We start from the raw sequence: 24580 nt of genomic DNA, 5'->3' as shown, positions 1-24580 counted from the left end.
TGTTTTTCAGACGACCTTGGTTTGGGATTTCGGGGTTTCGTCGGTTACGACTGCGACCAAACCAACCTAAGATTGCAGAAAAACGGTGCAAGCTATAAATGATTTATAAAAATATTCCTAACTGTTTTTTTGAAGTGGAAGAATTATCAATTTTGTAATCTTGATATAAAGACAAAAAATCTTTTTGAGATTTTAGGGCATCTTTCAAAAGCTTTCGCTTATATAAAGCGCAAAATAACGCTACCGAATACGCCTGACAATTAAGAGATTTTTCAGGATTAAATTCAATATCGCTAAATGCTGAATATTCAAGAAGCTCTTCATGAAATTCTGTATGTTGATTTAAAGCATTAACATATAGCCAATCATAATAGGCTGTAATAGGTTCAGTTCCCCATTCTTTATCTTTTTTTCCATAGGTACGAAAAGCTATTACTCTTCCAGATGATTTTAGTCTAGAGTCTTTTTTTGCTTCTCTTGATGATACTTCAAGCAAATCTAAATATTGAATATCTCCCTCAAAAACTTTACTGCTTTGGAAAACACATTCAACACTTACTTGCTTACCTTTTGTACTTTTAATCATCAGATTAAAAGCACTTAAAGAAATACCTAATTTACTTTTGGATTTGCTCGAAATTTCAAGAATCCTCTCTACTCCTTCAAGTTTTTTAGCTTCTAAATGCAAAGAATCTATAGATTTTTGTTTTTGAGAATCTGATTGGCCTGCAAACCATTTAAAATCTATATTTTTTGTTCTTACCAAAAAATCTCCATCAGTTTTAGAGATAAAAATTGGACGAGTTGCCATATCTAGTATCCTTTAAAACCATTTATTCTTGCAGAATATCTATCACTAAATACATCCCAGTATCTATGTTTGAAAAAAGTCAGCTTACTAAATTTTTCTTTAAAATAATTCACATCTTCATCTGACATTAGAACCGCTCCTAAAATATAATCAGATTCGATCGTATCAAATACTAAAACTTCTGCCTGAACGTCTGTTGGATCTTTTTCCAAAAGATTTTGTCTATTACCATTTGTTTTAAATAATTGTTCTAACGCTTCTTCTCCTTGAAAATTAGAGATAGGAATGGAATTTACATTGCTATTAGCTGCGTTAGTATGGTAAAAGGCACAATCTTTATCTATCAAAACCTGTGCATTTAAAACAATTACAGCCCACTTAACAGAACTATTAGAACAGCGTAAACCATAAAACATGCTACTATTCGGAAATGAAATAGACAGAGACGTTGCGTCTGGCTTCCCATCAATTCGATACCTATCATTAAAAATACCATGAATAGATAAACTGGGATTAGGGTTAAATTCTGCATTATACAAATTAGATCTGGGAATTAATCCATGAGTTAAAATTGACTCAAGATTCTCTAATCTTGTGAAATGACATAAATATTGAATCTGTCTTTCTCGTAATATATTTTCGATTGACATAAAATTTTCCCTTAAATATTAAAAAGATATTCAAACAACCCATCCACATACCCCAAACTCCTATCCCGTTCCCCCAGCAACTCCGTCTGATAAATCTTCATTAACAATTAGGCTTTCCCGCAAACATAGGCTAGATTATGACTCAACTTTTTAGGTAGTCCAAAGATTATGGGGATTTCTACCCAACATCCATGGCAGATAATCCTCTAATAGATTGTCTGAAACATGATAAATCAGCAAGCGTAGATTGGCTCATAACCCAATTTTTCAGGCAATCCGACGGTTTTATTGGTTTAACAACCCAATCCACGGTTACCACCGATCGTCATTCCCGCGCAGGCGGGAATCCAGAGGTTTGACGTTGCTGCAATTTTAAAATATTCCTGCAATATCAGAGACTGGATTCCCGCCTGCGCGGGAATGACGGCTCTTTGTGTACTGTTCTAACTATTATCTGATAGGCCGTCTGAAAAAAGTAGGTCGGATTCAAGAATCCGACCTACGCTGCTGATAATGTCCTTATAGGCCGTCTGAAAATGACAAGTCAGATTTCATGGCTACTCCACTATTTTCAGACGACCTCTCCTCCCTTTAAGCCAAGAAAAACCCGTTATCCGGCAGCTTGCCGCCCAAAAGTTTCGGGTTGAACTGCATCAGGATTTCGTAAAACTTCAAAATCTCGTTCTTCACTTCGCTGCCTTTGGTTACCGTCAGCCGCGCGCCGTCCAAGCCCATGACTAGGGCGGGTTCGGGGGCGGGGAGGTAGTTTTTGCCGATTTTCGCTGCGCTTTGGCGGTTGGCCAGTATCCAGTTGAGCGCGTTTTTCAAATCCTGATGGAAGAGGTCGAACTGCGCTTTGTGCGCGTGGAAATATTCTTCGTTGGCGATGATGCCTGCCATCGGAATCAGCGGTTTGGTGTCAAACGCTTGTCCCCATGCTTTCACCAAATCAAAGCCGCGCACGACGTTTACGCCCATGGTTTTGCCTTTAAGTAGGCTGGCGGTTGCCATCGGTTCAGGCAGGATGGCGGCGTGGTAGTCTTTGCTTAAAAACAGCCCCACCGCTTCGGGCGGCGTGGCTGTGTAAGTGATGCCGACTTTGTGTGCGTCGATTTTCAGTTTTTTCAACAAGGCTTGCAGCACGATGTCAGGCATATCGTTTTTAAACGGCACGAGGATTTTTTTGCCGATCAAATCCTGCGGCGAGGCAATCGCGCTGCCTTTGCACATCAGCTGCGTGATGCCGTTGGTCAAAATATTGACCATGCCGACTTTCTGCCCTTGGTTGCGCAGGTTTACGCCGACATTGCTCGGACTCATCATGACTTTAAATTGTCCGCTTGCTACGCCTGCACGCAGTTGGTCGGGCGAACGCCAGATTTTCAGCGACACGTCCGCCTGTTTCGCCAGTTTACCTTGCAACGCCGCTACGGCAATGGTAACGCTGGGCATCGCCGGTGCGCCGTACACGGTAAATTGCTCTTTACCGGCAGCAAGCAGAGAAGGCGAAACGCCTGCGGCTGCCAGAGCGGCGGTCATTTTTAAGAAATCGCGTCTTTTCAGTTCCATTTTTTATCTCCTAATTCTTAATAAGCCAATGCAGGCATTCTTTCAGACGGCCTGATTTTAAAAAGCCGCATGCAAACTCAACCAATATGTCCTGCCTGGTGCATACACCACGCTGGGCGACAGGGCGAGGACGTGGTCGCCGCTGATGTGTTCGGCGTATTTTTTGTTGAACACGTTGTTCACGCCCAAGCGCAAGCCGTATTTGTCTTTGATGTTTACGCCTGCGTACACATCGGCAACGGTAAAGCCTTTGGCGGCTTCGCGTTTGTCTATGCCCAGACTGCTTGCCGCGTCAAAATCGCCGCGCGTTTGTTTGGCGACAAAGCGTGTCGCCGCGCCGATGTTGTAGCTGCCGTAGGTAAAGTAGTTTTTGTAGTCGGCTTGGACGGCGGCTTCAAACGGACGGATTTGATAGAGAGGTCTGCCGTCGGTTTCGTTGTGTCCGTAGTTGTAGGCGGCTTTGATGCCTGCCGCCCAATGCGGATTGAAGTTGTAACGCGCGTAGGCCTGCGCGGTAAACAATCGTGCGTCCACGTTGCGTGTGATGATGCCGCCGCCTTTGGAAGCCGTGCCGCTTTGTCCGTGTGCGCGGTCAAAAATAATCAGGTCTTTGACTTTGTCCGCCACAAGCGTGCCGCCCACGTTCCAGCCTGCGCCTGCCAACGAGTTCATGTAGCCGTTGTAGTAGTCGTTGCGGCTGTCGGCGGTGAGCTTGATGCGGTTGTGTTTTTCAGTTTTCAGCAGGGGATTGCCTGCGATGGCGGCGGCCGGTTTGGAATTTGTTAATGCGCCGTTCGTACGGTCTTGCACGATGGCGGCAAGCGAGTTGAAGCGTTCGGTGTTGTCGCCGATTCGTTCTAAGTGAGCGAGGGAAACGCTGTATTTTTGCGTTTCAGACGGCGTGAAATCGTATTTGAGTTCGCCCGACAAAGCATGACGGCGCACTTTACCGTTGAAGTCGTAGCCGTAATGGGTTTTCCAGATTTGCTGCGCTGAGGCGAAGGCGAGATTGCGGTTCATCGGATGGGCGGGCTGCACTGTATTTTTGCGAACGTCCGCTTCGTTGAGCTCGTAGCTTAAACCCAAGCCCAGTTTGTGTCGGTCGTCAAACTTGTAAGACAGGGTATCGGCAATGCGCCAGCGGTCGATGTGCACATCGGCGAAACGGTAGCTGTTGAGAAAGTCGCGCATGGGAGTGTGGGCGTTGCGCTTGCCGTTTTGGCTGTCGTTGCGGTAGCTGACGGCAGCGGTGTTGTGGAACTTGCCGAAATCTGCATCGTGTTTGAGCGAGAAGTCGTACACTTTGCGGTCAAGTTCTACGAACACTTTCTGCTGCGTATTGTTTTGACGCAGGGAGTAATTGTCGGCGCGGCGTTTGAGTTTGATTACGGCTGCTTCCGCGCTGACCGTATTGCTTAAATCGGCATTGCCCCAACGTGCGTTGAGTTTGGAGATGTGGCGTTCGGTGTCCAATGCGTCGTTGACGAACTGCGGCTGGCGGTCGTTGTTGATGTCGTCGTGCAGATAAGTGAGACGGTATTCTTGATTTTCAGACGGCACGAAACCGAGTACCAAAGCCTGATTGAAGCGGCTGTATTTCCAATCGGTGTCGCGCCCACCGCCATCTTTGTAGCCGTTTGCCTTGGTGTGATTGAGGTTGGCTACGCCGTAAACATTCGCCCCACGCGCTTGCGTGGTAATGGAGTTGTAAAAGCTTTTGCCGTAAAAACCGCTGTTTGCCTTCAGCGGACGGAAGGCTTGGTCTATGTTTTCAGTAATAAAGTAATAATCGCTGCGGTCGGTGCGGTCGAATTGGTTTTCTGGGAAATAGCCTTGCGCTGCGGTCGGTGCAATCAGTTTGGGAGGGGAGAAGGTTTTGACGGATTGTATTTCTTCAGTATTTGCTAGTTGTTCTGCCCAAGATGGCGCAACGGAAAAAACGGTCATCAAAGCCCATAGGAGCGGATTCGGTTTCATTTTCCAGCCTTTGATAATAATAATTATTTATTATCCTATTAAAAATATTTTAAGTAAACAAGAAAATGATATAAAAACGCCTAGAGCATGATACATCGGTTGAAACTTGATTTTTGGAGCGTTGCGGCAGATTGATTTGGAACTGTTGCCATACTGTCGTTTTTGCAGCGGCTGATAAGAAAGGCTGTATTTTAATAATCCGTTGATTGCAACTATTTGTCAGGGAAAAGAAAATTATTTTTTCGGTTGGGTAGAAACCTATCCTATTAAATACCTTGAAGCCGAGTATGCCTGTCGGCACTATATTAAAACACAGCCTAAAAAAGCGCGAACCAAACGGTTCGCGCTTTTTTCAGACGGCATTAATTATTTTTTGTCGTCTTTTACTTCGGTAAAGTCCGCATCGACCACGTCATCGTCTTTTTGGGATGATGCGTCCGCTTGTGCGCCCTCGCTGGTTTGGGCTTCGGCTTGCGCTTGCGCGTAAACCATTTCGCCCAGTTTTTGGCTGGCTGCACCCAAAGCTTCGGCTTTGGCATCGATGGCGGCTTTGTCGTCGCCTTTCACGGCTTCTTCGGCTTCTTTCAGCGCGGCTTCGATTTTTTCTTTCTCGGCTGCGTCGAGTTTGTCGCCGTAGTCGGTCAAAGATTTTTTCACGGAGTGAATCAGGGCTTCGGCTTGGTTGCGGGAAGCGACCAATTCAGTCAGTTTTTTATCTTCCTCGGCATTGGCTTCGGCATCTTTCACCATGCGTTCGATTTCTTCTTCGCTCAAACCTGAAGAACCTTGGATGGTGATGTTGGCGGCTTTGCCTGTGCCTTTGTCTTTGGCGGAAACGTGCAGGATCCCATTGGCGTCAATGTCGAAGGTTACTTCGATTTGCGGCATGCCGCGCGGTGCGGGTGCGATGTCGCCCAAGTTGAACTGACCCAAAGATTTGTTGGCGGAGGCGCGTTCGCGTTCGCCTTGCAGCACATGGATGGTTACTGCGCTTTGGTTGTCTTCGGCGGTAGAGAACACTTGCGACGCTTTGGTCGGGATGGTGGTGTTCTTCTGAATCAGCTTGGTCATCACGCCGCCCATGGTTTCGATACCCAAAGACAGGGGCGTTACGTCCAGCAGCAATACATCGCTGCGACCGCCGCTCAATACTTCGCCTTGAATCGCCGCGCCTACGGCAACGGCTTCGTCAGGGTTCACGTCTTTGCGCGGTTCTTTGCCGAAGAAGTCTCTAACGGCTTCTTGTACTTTCGGCATACGGGACTGACCGCCGACCAAAATCACGTCGTCGATGTCGCCGGTGCTCAAGCCGGCATCTTTCAATGCGATTTTGCAAGGTTCGATAGAGCGGGCAATCAGGTCTTCAACCAGGCTCTCGAATTTGGCGCGGGTAATTTTCATCGCCAAGTGTTTCGGACCGGTTGCGTCCATGGTGATGTATGGCAGGTTGATTTCGGTTTGCTGACCGCTGGACAATTCGATTTTGGCTTTTTCGGCAGCTTCTTTCAGGCGTTGCAAAGCCATCACGTCTTGTTTCAAATCAATGCCTTGTTCTTTTTTGAACTCGGCGATGATGTGGTCAATCAAGCGTTGGTCGAAGTCTTCGCCGCCCAAGAAGGTGTCGCCGTTGGTTGCCAAAACTTCAAATTGTTTGTCGCCGTCGAGGTTGGCGATTTCGATGATGGAAATATCGAAAGTGCCGCCGCCCAAGTCATATACGGCTACTTTGCGGTCTTTGTTGTCGCCTTTGTCCATACCGAATGCCAAAGCGGCAGCGGTCGGCTCGTTGATGATGCGTTTTACGTCCAAACCGGCGATGCGGCCTGCGTCTTTAGTCGCTTGACGTTGGCTGTCGTTGAAGTAGGCCGGGACGGTAATCACGGCTTCGGTTACTTTCTCGCCCAAGTAAGCCTCGGCGGCTTCTTTCATTTTACGCAGGACTTCTGCGGAAACTTGCGGCGGGGACAGCTCTTTGCCTTGTGCTTTCACCCACGCATCGCCGTTGTTGGCTTTGATGATTTCAAAAGGCATAGATTCGATGTCGCGTTGGACTTCTTTATCTTCAAATTTATGACCAATCAAACGTTTGGCGGCATAAATAGTGTTTTTAGCGTTGGTTACCGCTTGGCGTTTTGCCGGTGCGCCGACGAGGATTTCACCGCCGTCCAAATAAGCGATAACGGACGGCGTGGTGCGTGCGCCTTCTGCGTTTTCAATGACTTTGGTTTGACCGTTTTCAGAAATGGATACACAAGAGTTGGTTGTACCTAAGTCGATACCGATTACTTTTGCCATGTGGATACTCCTATTTGATTTTGCTTATTTTGAGAAATATGTTGGAACATTTTGTCCCGATGGGCTGTAAATAGGGCGGGCGGCGGGCTGTTTCAAGCCACAGTACGGGTATAAGTATGTAACTTTATGAATATATTGGTTTTATATTTGATTTAATACATTTGGCTCCAATTCATTCGAGCATAGTATTTCAAATGGCAGGCAGGTTTATTCATAGACGATGCCGGCGAGCATTTCCTGTTCGTTCAAGTTGCCGTACTCTTTTTCCCAGTCGTGTGAAGACTCGATGATGTCGCATTCTTTGGAAAGGGAGACTTGTTCTGCATCCATATCTTTGGCGTTCAGCATATTGAATTGTTCGCACAGGGATGCGGATAAAGTGATGTCGGGCTGTTTGGCTTCAGAACGGTTTTCTTGGAAGGCAAAGCAGAATGCGGTAAATGCCGCAGTATAGATAAGATATTTGCCGGTTTTCTTCATTTTTCTATCCTTTTTCTGTTAATTCAGGATCAAACCTATGGAAAATCTGAAAAATTATGCATTAATTAAGAAAAATCATAACTTAAATTTAGTTTATCATAGTTATTCCGTTTTTTGGATAGCTAAGGTAAAATATATTTTATGTTTACTTTAGATGATTGAATGAAGGGGAGCGGAAGGATATTTATGGAAACCTTTAAAGACAGACTGGTTTTTTTATGGAAAAGCGAAGCGAAGCAGGCAAAAATCGCATCCGATATTGAAATGACGATTGCGGGCTTCAGCAGGATATGGAATGAAGGCGGCCTGCCGAAGTCTGAAACATTAAAAAAAATCAAGCAGTTGAAGGGGTGTAGTATCGATTGGCTGCTGACGGGGGAGGGTAATCCGTTTCCGGATGAAGCCCCAAAAAAATCCCTTGCTTACGATACCTTGGGCAATGAAGTTGATACGGACGAGTTTGTCTTCGTGCCGAGATATGATATTCGGGCGGCTGCGGGATACGGGCAGTTTGTCGATCATGAGGAACCGGTATTTACAATGGCGTTCAGACGGCATTGGATTGAGAATTATGTTACCCGTGATGTGAAAAACCTGTCTGTAATTTCCGTCAAGGGGGATTCGATGGAGGGGGTTTTGAATGACGGGGATTCGATTTTGGTCAACCATAGCGAGAATACGCCGAGGGACGGTCTGTATGTGTTGCGGATTAATGAAAACTTGTTGGTCAAACGCCTGCAAATCGTCCCCGGCGGGATTATCAATGTGATTTCTGCAAACGAGGCTTATCCTGCTTTTGAAATCAATTTGAACGACTTGACCGATGATGTGGAGATTATCGGGCGGGTCGAGTGGTTCGGCAGGGCGGTTTGAGTCCGGGGCTTGAAATTGCAGGCGGTCAAACTTATCTATTGGAACAATTCCTTTTTCAAAGGCGAAGCCCTGCTTGCCTTTGAAGGGGGTTTGAGAGAGAATGCGGAAAATACTATATTAAGGAATAACACCATGTCGGATGAAAGCCCCATTATTTTTACTGACAGCTGCTGTGCCAAAGTTGCCGATTTGATTGCCGAAGAAAACAACCCCGATTTGAAATTGCGGGTTTTTGTCAACGGCGGCGGCTGCTCGGGTTTCCAGTACGGATTTACTTTTGACGAAATCAAAAACGACGACGATTTTGAAATTGAGAAAAACGGTTTGGTCTTTTTGGTCGATCCGATGAGCTATCAATATCTGGTCGGTGCGGAAATTGACTATACGGAAAGTTTGCAGGGTTCGCAATTCGTCATCCGCAATCCGAATGCGGAAACGACCTGCGGTTGCGGATCGTCGTTTTCCGTATGACCGCTTGGTTCGTGTGATGCCGTCTGAACGTTCAGACGGCATTTTTACTTTTGGAAAATATATTATCGGGATGAATTCACATATAATCCGATTGTTTGAAGATGAATCGGGTTTCCCGAAAGGAACGGGCGGAACGGTATCAGGCGTATTTGTTCCCTTATGATTGAGATGAGTAAAGATTACCGAAACGATTTGTACGATGTATATGTTTCCTACCCGCCCCAAGTGGATCGCGGGCTTATCCGGGAGTGCCTTAAGGAGAATCTCGGCGAAGAAAAGGCGGAAGGATTGATTGAATCGCTCGATTCCAAACCGCAAGTGCTGGTTGAGGAAAAATGCACTTGGGCGAAACGGGAAGAGTTGCACGATTATTTCAGCTATTTGGGTTTGGATATTATTACCCGGAGATATATGGAGTTGGAAACAGTCGTGCCGCCGGAGGAAGGGGAGGGCGAAGGAGAAGGCGCGAATGGGGAAATGCCCGAATATCTTGAACTTCATGGCGGGCGGGAAGATGATATTCCCACACCTTCGCAACCCGAACCGCCGCCCCGCAATATCAAACCGCTGGTTTTCGGGCTGCTGATTGCCTTTTTGGGCTATCTGCTCGGTAAGATTTTTTGATTGTCCGATAAATGCTGTATTCGGGATTTTATATATGAAATGGTTGAAACGTCTGACGGTCATTGTCGGGACTCTTTATTACTACCGATTGGCGGGATTGTGTGCTGGATTGGTCCGGCGCGGCTGGATATACGGTTTGCTGAAAATGATGCCGCAATCTTCCAGATTTAAAAATGAACCGCCGCCCGTCCGACTTCGCCTTGCGTTGGAAAGCCTGGGGCCGATTTTCATCAAGTTCGGGCAGGTTTTGTCCACACGCCCCGATTTGATTCCGCACGATTACGCCGTCGAACTGGCAAAGCTGCAAGACAAAGTGCCGCCTTTTGACGCGCGGCTTTCGCGTGAACAAATCGAAAAATCGTTGGGTCAGCCCATCGAAAAGCTGTATGCGGAATTTGAAACCGAACCCGTCGCCAGCGCGTCCATCGCCCAGGTACACAAAGCCCGCCTGCATTCGGGCGAACAAGTGGCGGTCAAAGTTTTGCGCCCCAACCTTTTGCCCCTTATCGAACAGGATTTGTCGCTGATGCGCTTCGGCGCGGCTTGGGTCGAGCGTCTGTTTGCCGACGGCAAGCGTTTGAAGCCGCGCGAAGTGGTGGCCGAATTCGACAAATACCTGCATGACGAATTGGACTTGATGCGCGAAGCCGCCAATGCCAGCCAGCTCGGACGCAATTTCCAAAACAGTGATATGCTGATTGTGCCTAAGGTGTTTTACGACTACTGCACCAGCGACGTACTGACCATCGAATGGATGGACGGCACGCCGGTATCCGATATTGCCAAACTCAAAGCAGACGGCATCGATTTGCACAAACTTGCCGATTACGGCGTGGAAATCTTCTTCACGCAAGTCTTCCGCGACGGTTTTTTTCATGCCGATATGCATCCCGGCAATATTTTGGTCGCTGCCGACAATCGCTACATCGCCCTTGATTTCGGCATTGTCGGCACGCTGACCGATTACGACAAACGCTACCTCGCCATCAACTTCCTCGCCTTCTTCAACCGCGATTATCACCGCGTCGCCACCGCCCACATCGAATCGGGCTGGGTGCCCGCTGACACGCGCGCGGAAGAATTGGAAGCCGCGGTTCGCGCCGTTTGCGAACCGGTGTTCAACAAACCGATTTCGCAGATTTCCTTCGGCTTGGTGCTGATGCGCCTGTTTGAAGTCAGCCGCCGCTTCAACGTCGAAATCCAGCCGCAGCTGGTACTGCTGCAAAAAACGCTGCTCAACATCGAAGGCTTGGGCCGCCAACTCGATCCCGATTTAGACTTATGGAAAACCGCCAAACCGTTTTTGGTAAAATGGATGAACGAACAAGTCGGCCCCAAAGCCCTTTGGCGCAACCTTAAAAACGAAGCCCCCGACTGGGCGCAAATCATCCCTTCATTGCCGCGCAAAATCAGTGCGTTGATTGATGAAAACCGCCAGCAGGAAATGCGTGATGCTTATATTCATTTAGTCAAGGTGCAGCAACGGCAAAGCATGTGGCTGGGGGCAATAGCGTTTGTTTTACTGCTAATCTTGCTTTTGAAATAAGAAATGCCGTCTGAAATAAATTTCAGACGGCATTTTTACAGTTGTTCAGATGATAAAGTCGATTTCGGCAAATTGGATATTTTGATCCATATCGGCCGACGGTGTTTTGGGTGCGCGTGCCACGGGTTTAGCGGGTACGCCGACAACAGTGATGGAAGACGGTACGTCTGAAACCACAACGCTGCCCGCCCCGATTTTGGCATTGTCTCCGATACGGATATTGCCCAATATCGAGGCGTTTGCGCCGATCATCACGCCGTTGCCGATTTTAGGGTGGCGGTCGCCACCTTCTTTGCCTGAACCGCCTAAGGTTACGCCGTGTAGAATCGAAATGTTGTTGCCTAAAACGGCAGTCTCGCCGGCAACAAAGCCGGTGGCGTGGTCAAGCATCAGTCCGTGTCCGAAATGCGCGGCGGGATGGATGTCCACCCCAAATACTTCAGACATCCGGTTTTGCAGGAAATAGGCCAGCGTTTTACGTCCGTTTAAGTATAGCCAGTGGTTGATGCGGTGTGCCTGAATGGCGTGGAAACCTTTGAAATATAGCAGCGGAAGCGTGTATTCGTCGCATGCCGGGTCACGCTCGTAGATGGCCTTCAGGTCTGCCTCGACGCATTTACTGATTTGCTCATCGCTGCCCAATGCCTGCTGGTAAATTTCAAACAGCGCGCGCACGTCCATAATCGGGCTGCCGAGTTTGCTGGAAAGGTGGTAGGAAAGGACGGAGTCTAGAGATTCGTGCCGTAAAACAGTTTGATGCAGGAAGCTGGCCAGCATGGGTTCGGCTGCGGCTGCCGCTTCGGTTTCCTCCCGTATGGTCTGCCACAAGTTGAAACCGGCTGTGTTTAAATGGTCTTTTTTCATGAGTGATGACGTTTGAAAATCGATATGGTCGGCAGTATCTTACCGTCTATATCATTTTTTCGGTAGGGGATTTGAAAATGAATTTGAAATTCTCTGCTTTTGCTTGAAGTTTCTTGGCAACGTCCTTATCTTACGTCAGGTATAACCAGATTTTGATTTTCAATTTGTTTTAAGGGATACGATATGAGCGAACAGACGCAGCAGCAAAATAGTGAAGAGGCGGTTGAAAATGTGGAAACAGTTGAAACCGTAGAGGCTGCCGAAACAGCAGAAAACGATGCAGGGGAGCAGGAGCCGGTCTCTGCCGAGCCGACTTATGAGGATTTGCAGGCGCGGATTGCCGAGTTGGAAGCGCAGTTGAAAGACGAGCAGCTGCGTGCTTTGGCAAACGAGCAAAACCTGCGCCGCCGCCATCAGCAGGAAATTGCCGATACGCACAAGTTCGCCGGACAGAAGTTTGCCGTAGAAATGTTGCCGGTTAAGGATTATCTGGAAATGGCACTTTTGGATCAAAGCGGCAATTTTGATGCGTTGAAAATGGGCGTGCAGATGACTTTGAACGAGTTGCAGAAAGCATTTGATGCCACGCAAATCAAGGAAATCAATCCTAAAGCGGGCGATAAGCTTGATCCCAATATCCACCAGGCGATGCAGGCGGTGGCAAGCGAACAGGAAACCAATACCGTGGTCGGCGTGATGAAGAAGGGCTATACCCTGTCCGACCGTGTGTTGCGCCCGGCTATGGTTACGGTGGCGCAGAAGGAAGCCTGAAGGCGTCTGGGGAATAATCTGATTTATTTCCTGAAGCGCGTTTTGCGTATAAACCGATTGAAGTAAAGCGGCAATGCCGTCTGAACCCGCCTGTCGGGCTTCAGACGGCATTTTGTTTCGGCGTTAACGGTCAACCCGTATGCCGCCTGTCTGTTTTTCTTCATCCAGTTTCTTTTGCAGGGTGTCGCAAGGCGTGTCGCAGTCGCACATTTTTTTCATACCCAAGGCGGTAATGCCGCCGCAACTGCCTTTGATGGTGCGTTTGGAGAAAATATAGCCGACCGCCATACCGATGATGACGGTCAGGAAGATGCCGAAGGTAAGGAGCAGGGTTTTCATGGTGTTTCCTAATCGGTTTGTATGTTTAGCGGAGCAGTTTGGCAAATTCGGAAGACATCGCGGTGCGGTAGCCGTCCTTATCCCTGACAATCAGGAAAACAGCGAGTTTTTCTTGTTCTGCCAGCTTTAAGGTCTCGGTTTCTCCCAATACGAATAAGCCTGTGGACAAGCCGTCCGCCGTCATCGCGCTGTCTGCGACCACGCTGATGGAGGCGAGGTTGTGGCTGATGGGTCGGTTGTTGTTCGGATTAATGATATGGGAGAGGCGTTTGCCGCTTTTATCGACGTGGAAAATACGGTAATCGCCGGAAGTGGCAAGCGAACGGTTATTCAGCGGGACGATAATCTGCGTATTGCCGCCTTGGACGATATTGGGCTGCTCGATACCGATGCGCCACGGTTCGCCGCGTGCGTTTTTGCCTTTGCCGTGCAACTCGCCGCCGATTTCGACCAGATAATTTTGAATGCCGTATTTTTCCAGTTCGCCCGCAACTTTATCGACACCGAAGCCTTTGGCAATCGAAGATAAATCCAAATAGGCCTTGGGGTGGGTTTTGCTCAATGAGTCGTAATCTTTGCCTTGTTTCAAAATGATTTTGTCTATGCCCGTATAAGATGCCGCCTGTTTGATTTGTTCCGGCGACGGTTCACGGGTAACGGATTTGTCGGGGCCGAATCCCCAAAGGTTGACCAAGGGGCCGACGGTTACGTCCAGCGCACCGCGCGTCAGGCGGTTCAGGCGGACGGCTTCGGCGGTAACGTGTGCGAAGTCGCTTGAAATGCGGAGGGGCTTGCCGGCTGTGTGTTGGTTGAACCGGCTGATTTCGGAATCAGGCTGGTAAGTGGACATCTGCCGGTTGACTTCTTTAAGCGCGTCATCGATGCGCTTTTGTATTTCGGCGGGGGAGGGGAGTTTGTCCCGATTATTTGAAAGGTATTTGACGGTATAGGTCGTGCCCATCGTTTCGCCTTGCAGGGTAACGGTTTGCGCGGTTTGTTCCGAACAGGCGTTCAGGAAGATAAAACTCAGGGCAAATATCAAGGCGCGGATAAAGTTCGGCAGGCGTGTTTCAGACGGCATAGTGTTTGATGGTTTTGGTAAATGGCTTGAATTATATCGCAAAACGGCCGATATGTTTTTATGTTGATGCCGTCTGAAGGGTGTTCGGACGGCATCACCCGTTGTTTAAGGGGCGGTAATAAAAAACAAACCGGTGTTTTATAAACCGGTTTGTCAGGGTTTAATGGTCAGCGCGTCCTGCGTTGCCATTTGTTGTAGTAGTATTCGTAATCTTCATCACGACCGCCCGATTCAATCCAATCATCGTATTCGGGGCTGTTTTCAAAGCTGTCAGACATTATCCGTACCTCGCAAAATGGGTTTATCGATACTTTTTCAGTTATGGAATCAACCATAACTAAAAAGAAGTATACTTCTTTGCTTTCCCGCCAAAATATTTAACCGCACATCCGCCGCAGGGTAAAAAATGGAAGTTCAACGATATTGATACGGGTATGGGCGGATGCCGTCTGAAGGGTGTTCGGACGGTATCAGATACAAAAGGAAGAAACCGAAGTTTCTTCCTTTTGTATTTGAGGTTGGGTTTTAACCGCCGAAATCGTCCAAGAGGATGTTTTCGTCTTCCACGCCCAAGTCTTTGAGCATTTTGATGACGGACTGGTTCATGATCGGCGGGCCACACATGTAGAATTCGCAGTCTTCCGGTGCTTCATGGTTTTTCAGGTGGTTTTCGTAAACTACGTTGTGGATGAAGCCTGTGTAGCCGTCCCAGTTGTCTTCCGGCAACGGGTCGGATAAGGCGACGTGCCACGTGAAGTTCGGGAACTCTGCCGCGAGTTGGTCGAAGTCTTCAACATAGAACATTTCGCGTTTGGAGCGTGCACCGTACCAGAAGGTAATTTTGCGTTTGGAGTTCAAACGTTTCAGCTGGTCGAAAATGTGGGAACGCATCGGAGCCATACCTGCGCCGCCGCCGATGAATACCATTTCGGCATCGGTGTCTTTGGCGAAGAATTCGCCGAACGGGCCGGAAATCGTAACTTTGTCGCCGGGTTTGAGCGACCAAATGTAGGACGACATTTGTCCCGGAGGCGCATCGGGTACGCACGGCGGCGGTGTAGCGATACGCACGTTCAGCATAATAATGCCTTTTTCTTCCGGGTATGAAGCCATAGAGTAGGCGCGCAAAATCGGTTCGTCCACTTTGGAAACGTATTGCCACAGATTGTATTTGTCCCAGTCTTCGTGATATTTCTTGGGAATGTCAAAGTCTTTGTAGGCAACGGTGTGCGGCGGGGCTTCGATTTGGATGTAGCCGCCGGCACGGAAGGGGACTTCTTCGCCTTCGGGAATGGCAAGCTTGAGTTCTTTAATGAACGTTGCTTTGTTGTCGTTGGAAATGACGGTGCATTCCCATTTTTTCACGCCGAACACTTCTTCGGGTACTTCAATCTCCATATCGGTTTTGACGTTGACTTGGCACGACAGCCGGCAGCCTTCGCGCGCTTCGCGTTTGCTGATGTGGGACAACTCGGTCGGCAGAATGTCGCCGCCGCCGCTTTTCACGACAACGCGGCATTGTCCGCACGAGCCGCCGCCACCACAGGCGGAAGGAACGAAAATACCTTGGCTGGCAAGCGCGCCCAAGAGTTTGCCGCCGGCGGGCATCGTCAGCTCTTTTTCGCCGTTGACTTTGATGGTGATGTCGCCTTCGCTGACCAGTTTGGATTTGGCAAACAGAATCATCAGTGCCAAAACCAAAACGATGACGGTAAACATCACGATACCTAAAATAATCTCCATACCGGTCCCTTTCTTATAACTGGATGCCGGAGAACGACATAAACGCCATCGCCATCAGGCCGGCGGCGATAAAGGTAATGCCCAAGCCTTTGAGGCCTTTGGGAGCGTCCGAATATTTCATTTTTTCGGTAATGCCCGCCAAAGCGACAATCGCCAACATCCAGCCCAAGCCCGCGCCGAAGCCGTATACAACGGACTCGCCGAAGTTGTATTCGCGTTGCGCCATAAACGATACGGCGCCGAAAATCGCGCAGTTCACGGTAATCAGCGGCAGGTAGATGCCCAACGCGTTATAGAGGGCGGGGACGAATTTGTCCAAGAACATTTCCAAAATCTGCACCAAAGCGGCAATCACGCCGATGAAGGTGATGAATTTCAAAAAGGTCAAATCCACGCCTTCGACAATCGCGCCGTCTTTGAGCAGCGAGTAAACGAGTTGGTTAGCAGGGACGGACAGCCCGAGTACGAAAATTACCGCCACACCCAAACCGAATGCGGTGGATACTTTTTTGGATACCGCCAAAAACGTGCACATACCCAAAAAGAAGGATAGCGCCATATTTTCAATGAAGACGGATTTGATGAAGAGGCTCAAATAGTGTTCCATAGTTTATTCCTCCGCCTGTTCGGGTTTCCAAGTACGCAGTCCCCAAATCAAAAAGCCGATGATGAAGAACGCGCTGGGAGCGAGCAGGAACAAGCCGTTGGTTTGATACCAGCCGCCGTCCTGCACGGTTTGGAAAACGGTGTAGCCCAAGAGTTTGCCCGAGCCAATCAGTTCGCGGACGGTGGCGACGACAAGCAGCATCATCCCGTAGCCCGCGCCGTTGCCGATACCGTCGATCAGGCTTTCCAGCGGCGGCTCTTTCATCGCAAATGCTTCGGCGCGGCCCATCACGATACAGTTGGTAATAATCAGACCGACGAATACGGAAAGCTGTTTGGACAATTCGTAGGCAAATGCCTGAAGCAGTTGGTCGACCAGCGTAACCAGCGACGCGATAATCGCCATTTGCACGATGATGCGGATGCTGTTGGGGATGTAGTTGCGTACCAGCGAAATGAAGAAGCTGGAAAAACCGGTTACCAAAGCTACGGAAATACCCATCACGATGGCCGTCTGAAGTTTGGTGGTAACCGCCAAAGCCGAACAAATACCCAAAACCTGCAAGGCAATCGGGTTGTTGTCGATAAAGGGTGAAAACATCAAATGTTTCAAGCGTTTCATATCAGCCATTATTGCGCTCCTGCTGATTTCAATTTGTTCAGGTAGGGGATATAGCCGTTTTCGCCGAACCAGTAGGCGAACGAACCTTGCACGCCTTTGGATGTCAGCGACGCGCCGGAGAGAGCATCTACGCCGTGTTCTTTGTCCGAACCCGCGCCTTTGCCGACGTGCAGGGCGAGTTTGCCTTGTCCGTCAAACAGTTTTTTGCCGACGAATTTTTGCTGCCACAACGGATTGCCGATTTCGCCGCCCAAGCCCGGGGTTTCGCCTTGTTCGTAATAAGTGATGCCGTTGATGGTGTTGCCGTCGGGTTGGATGGCGACAAAACCGTACATTACCGACCACAAACCGTTGCCGTGCATCGGCAGGATGATTTGCCCGATTTTGCCGTCTTCGCCTTTTACTAAGTAAACTTCAGTGTATTTGGCGCGGCTTTTGATGCCTGCCAAATCGTCTTCAGGTTTGATTTGGATACTTTGCGCGGGGTCTTTGCCGGCAATGCGCGCGCTGAAGTCTTTCGGCGCGTCTTTCACATATTCGCCGGTTGCCAAGTCCACGACACGTTGCTCGATACGCTCGGCAAAGGTTTTGCCGATGTCGGTGTCCTTATCCATCAAACCGGCTACGCTCAAAATATAGCCTTGTTTGTCTTGGAGTTTTTGTTTCTCTTGGATGGGTTTCAAGCCGACGACCGCACCGGCAACGATGACCGAGCAAATCAGGCTGACCGCCAACACGACAATCAGCGTGCCGCTGAAGCTGTCTTTATCGAATTTCTTAGCCATTGCTGCGCGCCTTTCTGCGTTTGATGTTCGCTTGTGCGACGAAATAGTCGAAAATCGGGGCAAACAGGTTGGCAAACAGAATCGCCAACATCATGCCTTCGGGGTAAGCAGGGTTGACCACGCGGATTAACACGCACATCACGCCGATCAGCACGCCGTACCACCATTTGCCGACATTGGTAAAGGAAGCGGAAACGGGGTCGGTCGCCATAAACAGCATACCGATGGCGAAGCCGCCGACGACCAAGTGCCAGTACCAAGGCATAGCAAACATAGCGTTGGTGTCCGAACCGATGAAGTTGAACAGCGAAGACATCGCAATCATACCGATCATCACGCCGACAATAATGCGCCAAGAAGCGATGCGGGCAAACACGATAAACGCGCCGCCGATTAAGAGTGCCAAAGTGGATACTTCTCCGATTGAGCCGGGCACATTACCGATAAATGCGTCCATCCAAGTGATGGTTTGACCGGTTACGGCGTTTTTCAGGCCGTCTGCACCGTGTGCCGCCCATTGCGCCAGCGCGGTTGCGCCGGAATAGCCGTCAACCGCCGTCCAAACCGCATCGCCGCTCAAGTTGGCGGGGTAGGCGAAGAACAGGAAGGCGCGGCCTGCCAGCGCAGGGTTCATAAAGTTTTTACCCGTACCGCCGAATACCTCTTTTGCAACCACCACGCCGAAGGTAATGCCCAAAGCCGCCTGCCACAGCGGCAGCGTAGGCGGAACGATTAAGGCAAACAGAATCGAAGTAACAAAGAAACCTTCGTTGATTTCGTGTTTGCGGACGGTGGCGAACAAGACTTCCCAAAAGCCGCCCACAACAAATACGGTCGCGTAAATCGGCAGAAAGTAAATCGCGCCGAACAGCATTTTGCCCGACACGCCCGCTTCAGACGACATATTGATGCCCAAAGCGTCGGCAAGGGCGTAATGCCAGTCGTTGGCGATGCTTTGTTGCAGCAAATCGGGCGTTAACGCATCGAACGCCTGTACGCCGACGTTGTACATACCGTAAAACATGGCGGGGAACAAAGCCAGCCACACCAAAATCATCATGCGCTTGGAGTCGAGCGCGTCGCGGACGTGTGCCGCTTTGCGCGTTACCGCGCCGGATGTATAGAAAATTGTCGCCGCAGCTTCGTAGAGGGCATACCATTTTTCATGTTTGCCGCCCGGCAGGAAGTGCGGTTCGATTTTTTCAAGAAAATGTTTCAAGCCCATAATCAGCCTTCCTTCTCAATGGTTTCCAGCACCTTGCGCAACAGCGGGCCGTATTCGTATTTGCCCGGGCAGACGAAGCTGCACAAAGCGAGGTCTTCTTCGTCCAATTCCAAGCAACCCAAAGCCTGCGCGCTGTCGGTGTCGCCGACGATTAAATCGCGCAAAAGCAAGGTAGGCAGGATGTCCAGCGGCATCACGCGCTCGTAAGTACCGATCGGTACCATGGCGCGGTCGCCGCCGTTGACGGCTGTCGTGAACTTGAAGAGTTTGTTTTTCAGGAAATGGCCGAGGGTCGTACGCGTAATCGAGTATTTGTCCGGCTGCGGCGCAACCCAGCCGAACAGCTCTTTGCTGCGGCCTTCTTCGATAACGGAAATCTGATTGTGGTAGCGGCCGAGGTAATCGTGTGCGCCTTGTGCAATCGCGCCGTTCAATACCGAGCCGGAAATCACGCGGTTGTCTGCGTCAACCAATTCGCCGGCGGTAATTTGCGACACCTTCGCACCCAAAACGGTGCGTAAGAGGCGCGGTTTGTTGACTTGAGAACCACCCAAGGCAATCACGCGCTCGGTGTTCAGACGGCCTGTCGCAAACAAACGTCCGATGGCAATCACATCTTGATAATTGATGGTCCAAACAGTTTTATTCGCGCCGACTGGCTCGATGAAATGAATGTGCGTGCCGCTCAAACCGGCAGGATGCGGGCCGCCGAATTCATGTGTTTCGATATTGGCGGCGTTTTCAGACGGCACGTCTGCACCGGCTGCTTTGCACACATGGATTTTACGCTCGGTCAGGCGGCTCAATACCAACAGGCCGTGTTTGAAGTCTTCGGCGGCTTCTTTGATGATGACCGTAGGATCGGCGGCCAGCGGATTGGTGTCCATCGCATTGACGAAGATGGCGAACGGCTCGGCATCGACGGCAGGAATTTTGCTGAACGGACGGGTGCGCAGCGCAGTCCACAAACCGGATTGAATCAGGTTGCGGCGTACTTCTTCGCTGCTCAATTTTGCCAACGCTTCAGGTGCGTAGCGTTCGAACTCGATTTCGTCGTTGCCTTCAACGGCAATCACGACTGACTGAAGTACGCGCTTTTCGCCACGGTGAATCGCAGCGATTTTGCCTGAAGCCGGCGCAGTAAACACCACGCCCGGATTCTTTTTGTCTTCAAACAGCACTTGGCCTTTTTGGACGGCATCGCCTTCCTTGACTTTCATCGAGGGGCGCATACCGGCATATTCTTCGCCAAGCAACGCGGCTTCGGTAATGGCCGGCCCGTCATAAATGACTTGCTCCGGTCTGCCCGCGATGGGCAGGTCTAGACCTTTTTTGATTTTAATCATAGATTTGCATTACTTGTGATGGTTAAGGTAATAACGGCGTGTTTTGATACGGTGTCGCGGGGCATCAAAAGCATTGAATAAATTAATGTAGCAAAGTGTTAGATTTTATCAGGAATTGTACCTGTTTGTCAGATTTGCCGCTTTTTTCCTTGCGGAAGCCGTTTTAAATTGTCGGAAGGGGGAAATATCGATTTGATTATGCTGAAATTTAAAATGCCGTCTGAATGTTCAGACGGCATGGCGTTTACAGCAGTTTGAAAACGAAAAAGATAAGGGTGTGGATGATGAAGACAGGTATCAGGAAGGCAACCGACCACATCATATAGCCGAAGAAAGTCGGCATCGGTACGCCGCGCTGTTCGGCAATGGCTTTGACCATAAAGTTCGGCGCGTTGCCGATATAGGTCAGTGCGCCCATAAATACCGAACCCATAGAAACCGCCAGCAGGGTATGGAACAGGGGACCCGTCATCAAGGCTTGGGCATCGCCGCCCGCCATATTGAAAAACACGAGATAAGTGGGAGCGTTATCCAAGAATGCCGACAATATGCCGCTCATCCAGAAATACATCGTATTAATCGGATGACCTGCCGTATCGTGAACCAGCGATACCACCCCGCCCAGCGCGCCTGCCTCGCCTGCTTTCAGAATGCTCAGGACGGGGAAGATGGTGATGAAGATGCCGAGGAAGAGTTTGCCCACTTCGGCGATGGGTTCAAAGTTGAATTCGTTGCCTGCGCGGACTTGTTTGGGCGTGATTGCCATAGATACGGCGGTCAATGTAATCAGGATGACATCGCGGACAAGGTTTTGCAGGGCGTAACGGCTGCCGAGGATTTCAAATCCCGGGTGTTCGGGTTTCCAAAGGCCGGACATTAGAACCGCGCCGACCACGCCCGCAAGCAGGAGAAAATTCCATTTTCCGAAGATGGTGATTTTTTCGGGTTTTTCCTGTTGTGCCGGCATATCTTGTGCAATGCTTTCCTGTTTGAAGAAACGGTTGTCGATGAAATAGAAGGCGGTCAACAGGACGGCGGTGCTGATCAGGACGGGGGCAAGCATATGTTTGACCGTCCACATAAAATCTACACCCTTAAGAAAGCCGAGGAAGAGCGGGGGGTCGCCCAAAGGTGTCAGGCCGCCGCCGATGTTTGCAACCAGGAAAATGAAGAAGATGACGATGTGCACGCGGTGGACACGGTTTTGGTTGGCTTTCAGCAGCGGACGAATCATCAGCATTGCCGCGCCAGTCGTTCCCATGATAGAGGCAAGTGCCGTACCGACGGCAAGCAGGGCGGTGTTGAGCTTGGGTGTGCCGTTCAAGTCGCCCCAAACCAAAATGCCGCCTGAAATGGTGTACAGGGCAAGCAGCAGCAGGATGAAGGGGATGTATTCTTCAACGAGTGCGTGTGCGACGGTATGGATACCGGCGGACGCGCCAAAAACCAAACTGAACGGGATGAGGAAGAGCAATGTCCAAAAGGCGGTAATTTTGCCGTAATGGTGATGCCAGGTATGCGAAAAAAACAAGGGACCCAATGCGATAGACAGCAAAATCAGGGCAAAGGGCAAGCCCCACAGCAGGTTTAGGTTTGCGCCGTCCAAATCTGCGGCGTAAACCGATGCCGGGAAAAGCATTAGTGAAAACAGGGGTAGGTGGCGCATCGTGTTTCCTCGATTCAAGCACTGCCTTGCGCGGCGCGCGGGAGTGATACAGGCACCGTGCCGCCCGGACATAGGCGGACTGTGCTGCCTGTTTGTTTTTGAAAAAAGTTTTCCGGTTGATTGTAAAGTAAATAATCAGGATAAACCAGTTTCCCAAACCGGAAGGCGGATTGGCCGTGCTTGGGAATATATGTTCTTTTTGATAAATAATTTTATTTAAAACAAAGAAATATATATCTTTAATAAATAATCTATCAAAAACGAAAAATGAATTTATTTTAACATATATTTGCAATGAAGCAGGTTTGCCCCGTCCGTTTGTTTGCCCTTATCCCTTTCAGACGGCATTCAAGATTCGGGTCTGCGCCACATCCATATGGCGACAAGGGAACAGAAAACCGATGAAATTGCGCCTACCCACCAGCGTTGGGGGAACTGCCAAAACATCATCAGGCAGGATGCGGTCATCATGCTGATGGCGAAAATCTTGGCTTTGCGCGGTACTGCGCCGTTTTGTTCCCAGTTATGAACCATCGGGCCGAAATAACGGTGCCGGTGCAGCCAGCGGTGAAAACGCGGGGATGCCTTTGCCCAGCAGGCGGCGGAGAGCAGTACGAACGGCGTGGTCGGCAACAGCGGCAAAAAAATGCCGATTATCCCCAGCAGCAGGGAAATGCAGCCGCAGGCAATCAACAGGTAGCGTATCATTTTTCACCCTGCTGTTTATTGCGGGTAAACGGACATTGCGAAATCCCCAGTTTTTCCCAACCTTCATGCCCCATTTTTTCCAGCAGGGCGATATTGCGTTCGAATATTGCCGAAGCGTCGGGAAAGGCTTGCGCAGCTTTGGCAATGCTGTCTTCGCGGATGAGGTGCAGCGTCGGATAGGGAGAACGGTTGGTATAGTTGCCGATGTCGTCGGGTTCGGTATTCTGAAAGCGGAATTGGGGATGGAACGGCGCGATTTGGACGATGCCTTCCAAGCCGTTTTCGACAACGGCGGCATCGGCAATGTCGAGCATATCGTTGAATACGTCGAAATCGGGGAATAGGGTCGGGTGAACCAGCAGGGTGGTTTCCAGTTCGGTGGCTGGCGTATTGCCCAGTCGCTGCAGTTCTTCGTCCAAGTCTTCCAAAAAACCGTCAAGGTGTTTGGCTTCGCTGATTGCGATGCGGACAAGGTTTTTAACGTGGGGGGCTTTGGCAAAGGGACACAGGTTCAGACCGATGACGGCTTTTTCCAACCATTGTCCGGTGTGTTCGGCAACAGCATCTTTATTTTCGGAAGTATTGATATTCATTATTGTCATGTAAATGTGTTTGCAGATTGCATGTGCGGGAAAGGAAGGACATTATTCCTTCAGCAGGTGGTTGAGCGGCAGGGATGTGGTGTGTTTGATTTCTTTTAAAACAAAGCTCGATTGCGCATCCTGTACGCCGTGGTGGGACAGGAGCGTATCCAAAACAAAATGGGAAAACGCGTTCATATCGGTAAAAAATGCCTGAAGCAGGTAGTCGGTTTCCCCTGTCAGGGCGAAGCAGCTCAAGACTTCCGGCCATTTTCGAACCGATGCGGCAAAGTCTTCCCGCGCGTCTTTTGCTTTGCTGATGGAAACGCGGATAAATGCCTGAAGCCCCAAGTTGACGGATTCCGGAGACAGCAGCGCGGCATATTGGCGGACGATGCCGGCATCTTCCAACTGCTTCAGACGGCGCAGGCACGGAGAAGGAGAAAGTGCGACACGTTCGGACAGTTCGACATTGGTCAGCCTGCCGTTTTCCTGGAGAACCTGTAAGATTTTAATATCGGTTTTGTCTAAAGTGAGTTGGGGCATATTTGCGTTCCGTTTTAAGGAATTCGGATTGTCTGTCCGTATGTTTGCGGCAATCCGCACAGATGGAGGCCATATTAACATATAAAAAGTTATACCGTCATCCGGGACAAATTTTGTTTTCGGAAAATCATGTGGAAACAGAGGCGGTCGGTTTGCATCTCTTTAAGACGGCTTGCCCAAACCGCCGATTCAAGACATAATCGGGAAATGTGCAGGAGAGAGCTACACCCGATTACGCGTAGCCGCCGAAGGCGCAGATGCCCTTAAATCGCTCAGGCAACAGGGACTGCACATTGAAATAAAACATCTGGAGAGTGGCGTTTCCCAAAGATACGCCCACCGAAGGGGAGAAGGCCGTCTGAACCACCATTCAGACAACCGCGCAAAGCAGTGAGCAGACT

25 protein-coding genes and 1 riboswitch are annotated in these 24580 nt (G+C 49.6%); of the genes, 6 read left to right on the top strand and 19 right to left on the bottom strand.

All coding sequences use genetic code 11. From position 1 onward, the window contains the following. Nucleotides 1-103: 103 nt before the first annotated feature. The 6 genes from Q9J32_RS04360 to Q9J32_RS04335 form a co-directional block, all read right to left on the bottom strand. On the bottom strand, nucleotides 104-811 hold the full coding sequence (locus Q9J32_RS04360) for a DarT1-associated NADAR antitoxin family protein (protein WP_301817846.1): 708 nt from the start codon (nucleotides 809-811) through the stop codon (nucleotides 104-106). A gap of 2 nt (nucleotides 812-813) precedes the next feature. Further along, the gene (locus Q9J32_RS04355) at nucleotides 814-1461 is read right to left on the bottom strand and encodes a DarT ssDNA thymidine ADP-ribosyltransferase family protein (RefSeq protein WP_301817847.1); all 648 of its coding nucleotides are present in this window, start codon (nucleotides 1459-1461) and stop codon (nucleotides 814-816) included. A 591-nt stretch (nucleotides 1462-2052) separates the two neighbouring features. Then, nucleotides 2053-3030: an ABC transporter substrate-binding protein gene (locus Q9J32_RS04350; RefSeq protein ID WP_301817848.1), complete on the bottom strand. Its 978-nt coding sequence runs from the start codon at nucleotides 3028-3030 to the stop codon at nucleotides 2053-2055. 57 nt (nucleotides 3031-3087) lie between these two features. After that, nucleotides 3088-5007: a TonB-dependent receptor gene (locus Q9J32_RS04345; RefSeq protein WP_301883970.1), complete on the bottom strand. Its 1920-nt coding sequence runs from the start codon at nucleotides 5005-5007 to the stop codon at nucleotides 3088-3090. 366 nt (nucleotides 5008-5373) lie between these two features. Beyond that, a complete protein-coding gene (gene dnaK, locus Q9J32_RS04340) occupies nucleotides 5374-7302 on the bottom strand; it encodes a molecular chaperone DnaK (RefSeq protein WP_301817850.1) in 1929 nt (642 codons plus the stop codon). 207 nt (nucleotides 7303-7509) lie between these two features. Further along, nucleotides 7510-7782 carry a hypothetical protein gene (locus tag Q9J32_RS04335; RefSeq protein WP_003709535.1) on the bottom strand — a complete coding sequence of 91 codons (273 nt, stop codon included), beginning with the start codon at nucleotides 7780-7782 and terminating at the stop codon, nucleotides 7510-7512. Nucleotides 7783-7968: 186 nt separating this feature from the next. Here Q9J32_RS04335 and Q9J32_RS04330 point away from each other — a divergent pair, with 186 nt between their 5' ends. The 5 genes from Q9J32_RS04330 (at nucleotide 7969) to ubiB (ending at nucleotide 11296) form a co-directional block, all read left to right on the top strand. Then, a complete protein-coding gene (locus Q9J32_RS04330) occupies nucleotides 7969-8655 on the top strand; it encodes a S24 family peptidase (protein WP_301883969.1) in 687 nt (228 codons plus the stop codon). Nucleotides 8656-8787: 132 nt separating this feature from the next. Further along, nucleotides 8788-9126: an iron-sulfur cluster insertion protein ErpA gene (gene erpA / locus Q9J32_RS04325; protein WP_002219692.1), complete on the top strand. Its 339-nt coding sequence runs from the start codon at nucleotides 8788-8790 to the stop codon at nucleotides 9124-9126. A gap of 16 nt (nucleotides 9127-9142) precedes the next feature. Further along, the gene (locus Q9J32_RS04320; protein WP_003709540.1) at nucleotides 9143-9289 is read left to right on the top strand and encodes a hypothetical protein; all 147 of its coding nucleotides are present in this window, start codon (nucleotides 9143-9145) and stop codon (nucleotides 9287-9289) included. Beyond that, nucleotides 9286-9750 carry a peptidase gene (locus tag Q9J32_RS04315; RefSeq protein ID WP_301883965.1) on the top strand — a complete coding sequence of 155 codons (465 nt, stop codon included), beginning with the start codon at nucleotides 9286-9288 and terminating at the stop codon, nucleotides 9748-9750. The genes Q9J32_RS04320 and Q9J32_RS04315 overlap by 4 nt, the downstream gene beginning before the upstream one ends. Before the next feature lie 34 nt (nucleotides 9751-9784). Continuing rightward, complete coding sequence (gene ubiB / locus Q9J32_RS04310) at nucleotides 9785-11296, top strand: ubiquinone biosynthesis regulatory protein kinase UbiB (RefSeq protein WP_301883962.1); 1512 nt, start codon at nucleotides 9785-9787, stop codon at nucleotides 11294-11296. Between the two features lie 45 nt (nucleotides 11297-11341). On the opposite strand, the gene cysE is transcribed toward ubiB, so the two are convergent. Beyond that, nucleotides 11342-12160 carry a serine O-acetyltransferase gene (gene cysE / locus Q9J32_RS04305; RefSeq protein WP_003675836.1) on the bottom strand — a complete coding sequence of 273 codons (819 nt, stop codon included), beginning with the start codon at nucleotides 12158-12160 and terminating at the stop codon, nucleotides 11342-11344. Nucleotides 12161-12343: 183 nt separating this feature from the next. Here cysE and grpE point away from each other — a divergent pair, with 183 nt between their 5' ends. Then, on the top strand, nucleotides 12344-12931 hold the full coding sequence (gene grpE / locus Q9J32_RS04300; protein ID WP_301883958.1) for a nucleotide exchange factor GrpE: 588 nt from the start codon (nucleotides 12344-12346) through the stop codon (nucleotides 12929-12931). A 123-nt stretch (nucleotides 12932-13054) separates the two neighbouring features. On the opposite strand, the gene nqrM is transcribed toward grpE, so the two are convergent. The 12 genes from nqrM to Q9J32_RS04240 all read right to left on the bottom strand — a co-directional run bounded on the left by nqrM (nucleotide 13055) and on the right by Q9J32_RS04240 (nucleotide 24179). Next, complete coding sequence (gene nqrM, locus Q9J32_RS04295) at nucleotides 13055-13270, bottom strand: (Na+)-NQR maturation NqrM (RefSeq protein WP_301883957.1); 216 nt, start codon at nucleotides 13268-13270, stop codon at nucleotides 13055-13057. 25 nt (nucleotides 13271-13295) lie between these two features. Then, nucleotides 13296-14351, bottom strand: coding sequence for an FAD:protein FMN transferase (locus tag Q9J32_RS04290; protein ID WP_301883956.1), 1056 nt, complete (start codon nucleotides 14349-14351; stop codon nucleotides 13296-13298). Between the two features lie 525 nt (nucleotides 14352-14876). Further along, a complete protein-coding gene (nqrF, locus tag Q9J32_RS04285) occupies nucleotides 14877-16094 on the bottom strand; it encodes an NADH:ubiquinone reductase (Na(+)-transporting) subunit F (protein WP_301883954.1) in 1218 nt (405 codons plus the stop codon). 13 nt (nucleotides 16095-16107) lie between these two features. Beyond that, entirely contained in the window at nucleotides 16108-16701 is a 594-nt protein-coding gene (gene nqrE, locus Q9J32_RS04280) for an NADH:ubiquinone reductase (Na(+)-transporting) subunit E (protein ID WP_002223986.1), read from the bottom strand. Nucleotides 16702-16704: 3 nt separating this feature from the next. After that, nucleotides 16705-17331 carry an NADH:ubiquinone reductase (Na(+)-transporting) subunit D gene (locus Q9J32_RS04275; RefSeq protein WP_002214361.1) on the bottom strand — a complete coding sequence of 209 codons (627 nt, stop codon included), beginning with the start codon at nucleotides 17329-17331 and terminating at the stop codon, nucleotides 16705-16707. After that, the gene (locus tag Q9J32_RS04270) at nucleotides 17331-18107 is read right to left on the bottom strand and encodes a Na(+)-translocating NADH-quinone reductase subunit C (RefSeq protein ID WP_301883949.1); all 777 of its coding nucleotides are present in this window, start codon (nucleotides 18105-18107) and stop codon (nucleotides 17331-17333) included. The genes Q9J32_RS04275 and Q9J32_RS04270 overlap by 1 nt, the downstream gene beginning before the upstream one ends. Beyond that, nucleotides 18100-19332, bottom strand: a complete 1233-nt coding sequence (locus Q9J32_RS04265; protein ID WP_301883948.1) for an NADH:ubiquinone reductase (Na(+)-transporting) subunit B — start codon at nucleotides 19330-19332, stop codon at nucleotides 18100-18102. The genes Q9J32_RS04270 and Q9J32_RS04265 overlap by 8 nt, the downstream gene beginning before the upstream one ends. A 2-nt stretch (nucleotides 19333-19334) precedes the next feature. Beyond that, the gene (locus Q9J32_RS04260) at nucleotides 19335-20678 is read right to left on the bottom strand and encodes a Na(+)-translocating NADH-quinone reductase subunit A (protein ID WP_301883945.1); all 1344 of its coding nucleotides are present in this window, start codon (nucleotides 20676-20678) and stop codon (nucleotides 19335-19337) included. Between the two features lie 244 nt (nucleotides 20679-20922). Then, nucleotides 20923-22344 (bottom strand): sodium:proton antiporter, encoded by a 1422-nt coding sequence (locus Q9J32_RS04255; RefSeq protein ID WP_301883942.1) that lies wholly within the window; start codon nucleotides 22342-22344, stop codon nucleotides 20923-20925. 348 nt (nucleotides 22345-22692) lie between these two features. Beyond that, nucleotides 22693-23052 carry a YbaN family protein gene (locus Q9J32_RS04250; RefSeq protein ID WP_107818517.1) on the bottom strand — a complete coding sequence of 120 codons (360 nt, stop codon included), beginning with the start codon at nucleotides 23050-23052 and terminating at the stop codon, nucleotides 22693-22695. Continuing rightward, nucleotides 23049-23654 (bottom strand): DUF1415 domain-containing protein, encoded by a 606-nt coding sequence (locus Q9J32_RS04245; protein WP_107818518.1) that lies wholly within the window; start codon nucleotides 23652-23654, stop codon nucleotides 23049-23051. The genes Q9J32_RS04250 and Q9J32_RS04245 overlap by 4 nt, the downstream gene beginning before the upstream one ends. 42 nt (nucleotides 23655-23696) lie before the next feature. Next, nucleotides 23697-24179, bottom strand: a complete 483-nt coding sequence (locus Q9J32_RS04240) for an Lrp/AsnC family transcriptional regulator (RefSeq protein WP_107818519.1) — start codon at nucleotides 24177-24179, stop codon at nucleotides 23697-23699. Nucleotides 24180-24381: 202 nt separating this feature from the next. Beyond that, nucleotides 24382-24478, top strand: a riboswitch (glycine riboswitch). Nucleotides 24479-24580: the final 102 nt, after the last annotated feature.

It is taken from the genome of Neisseria uirgultaei (assembly GCF_962719845.1).
Classification (GTDB): Bacteria; Pseudomonadota; Gammaproteobacteria; order Burkholderiales; family Neisseriaceae; genus Neisseria; species Neisseria bergeri.
Note: the sequence above shows the minus strand (reverse complement) of the source record. Positions and strands in the feature narration are given on the sequence as shown.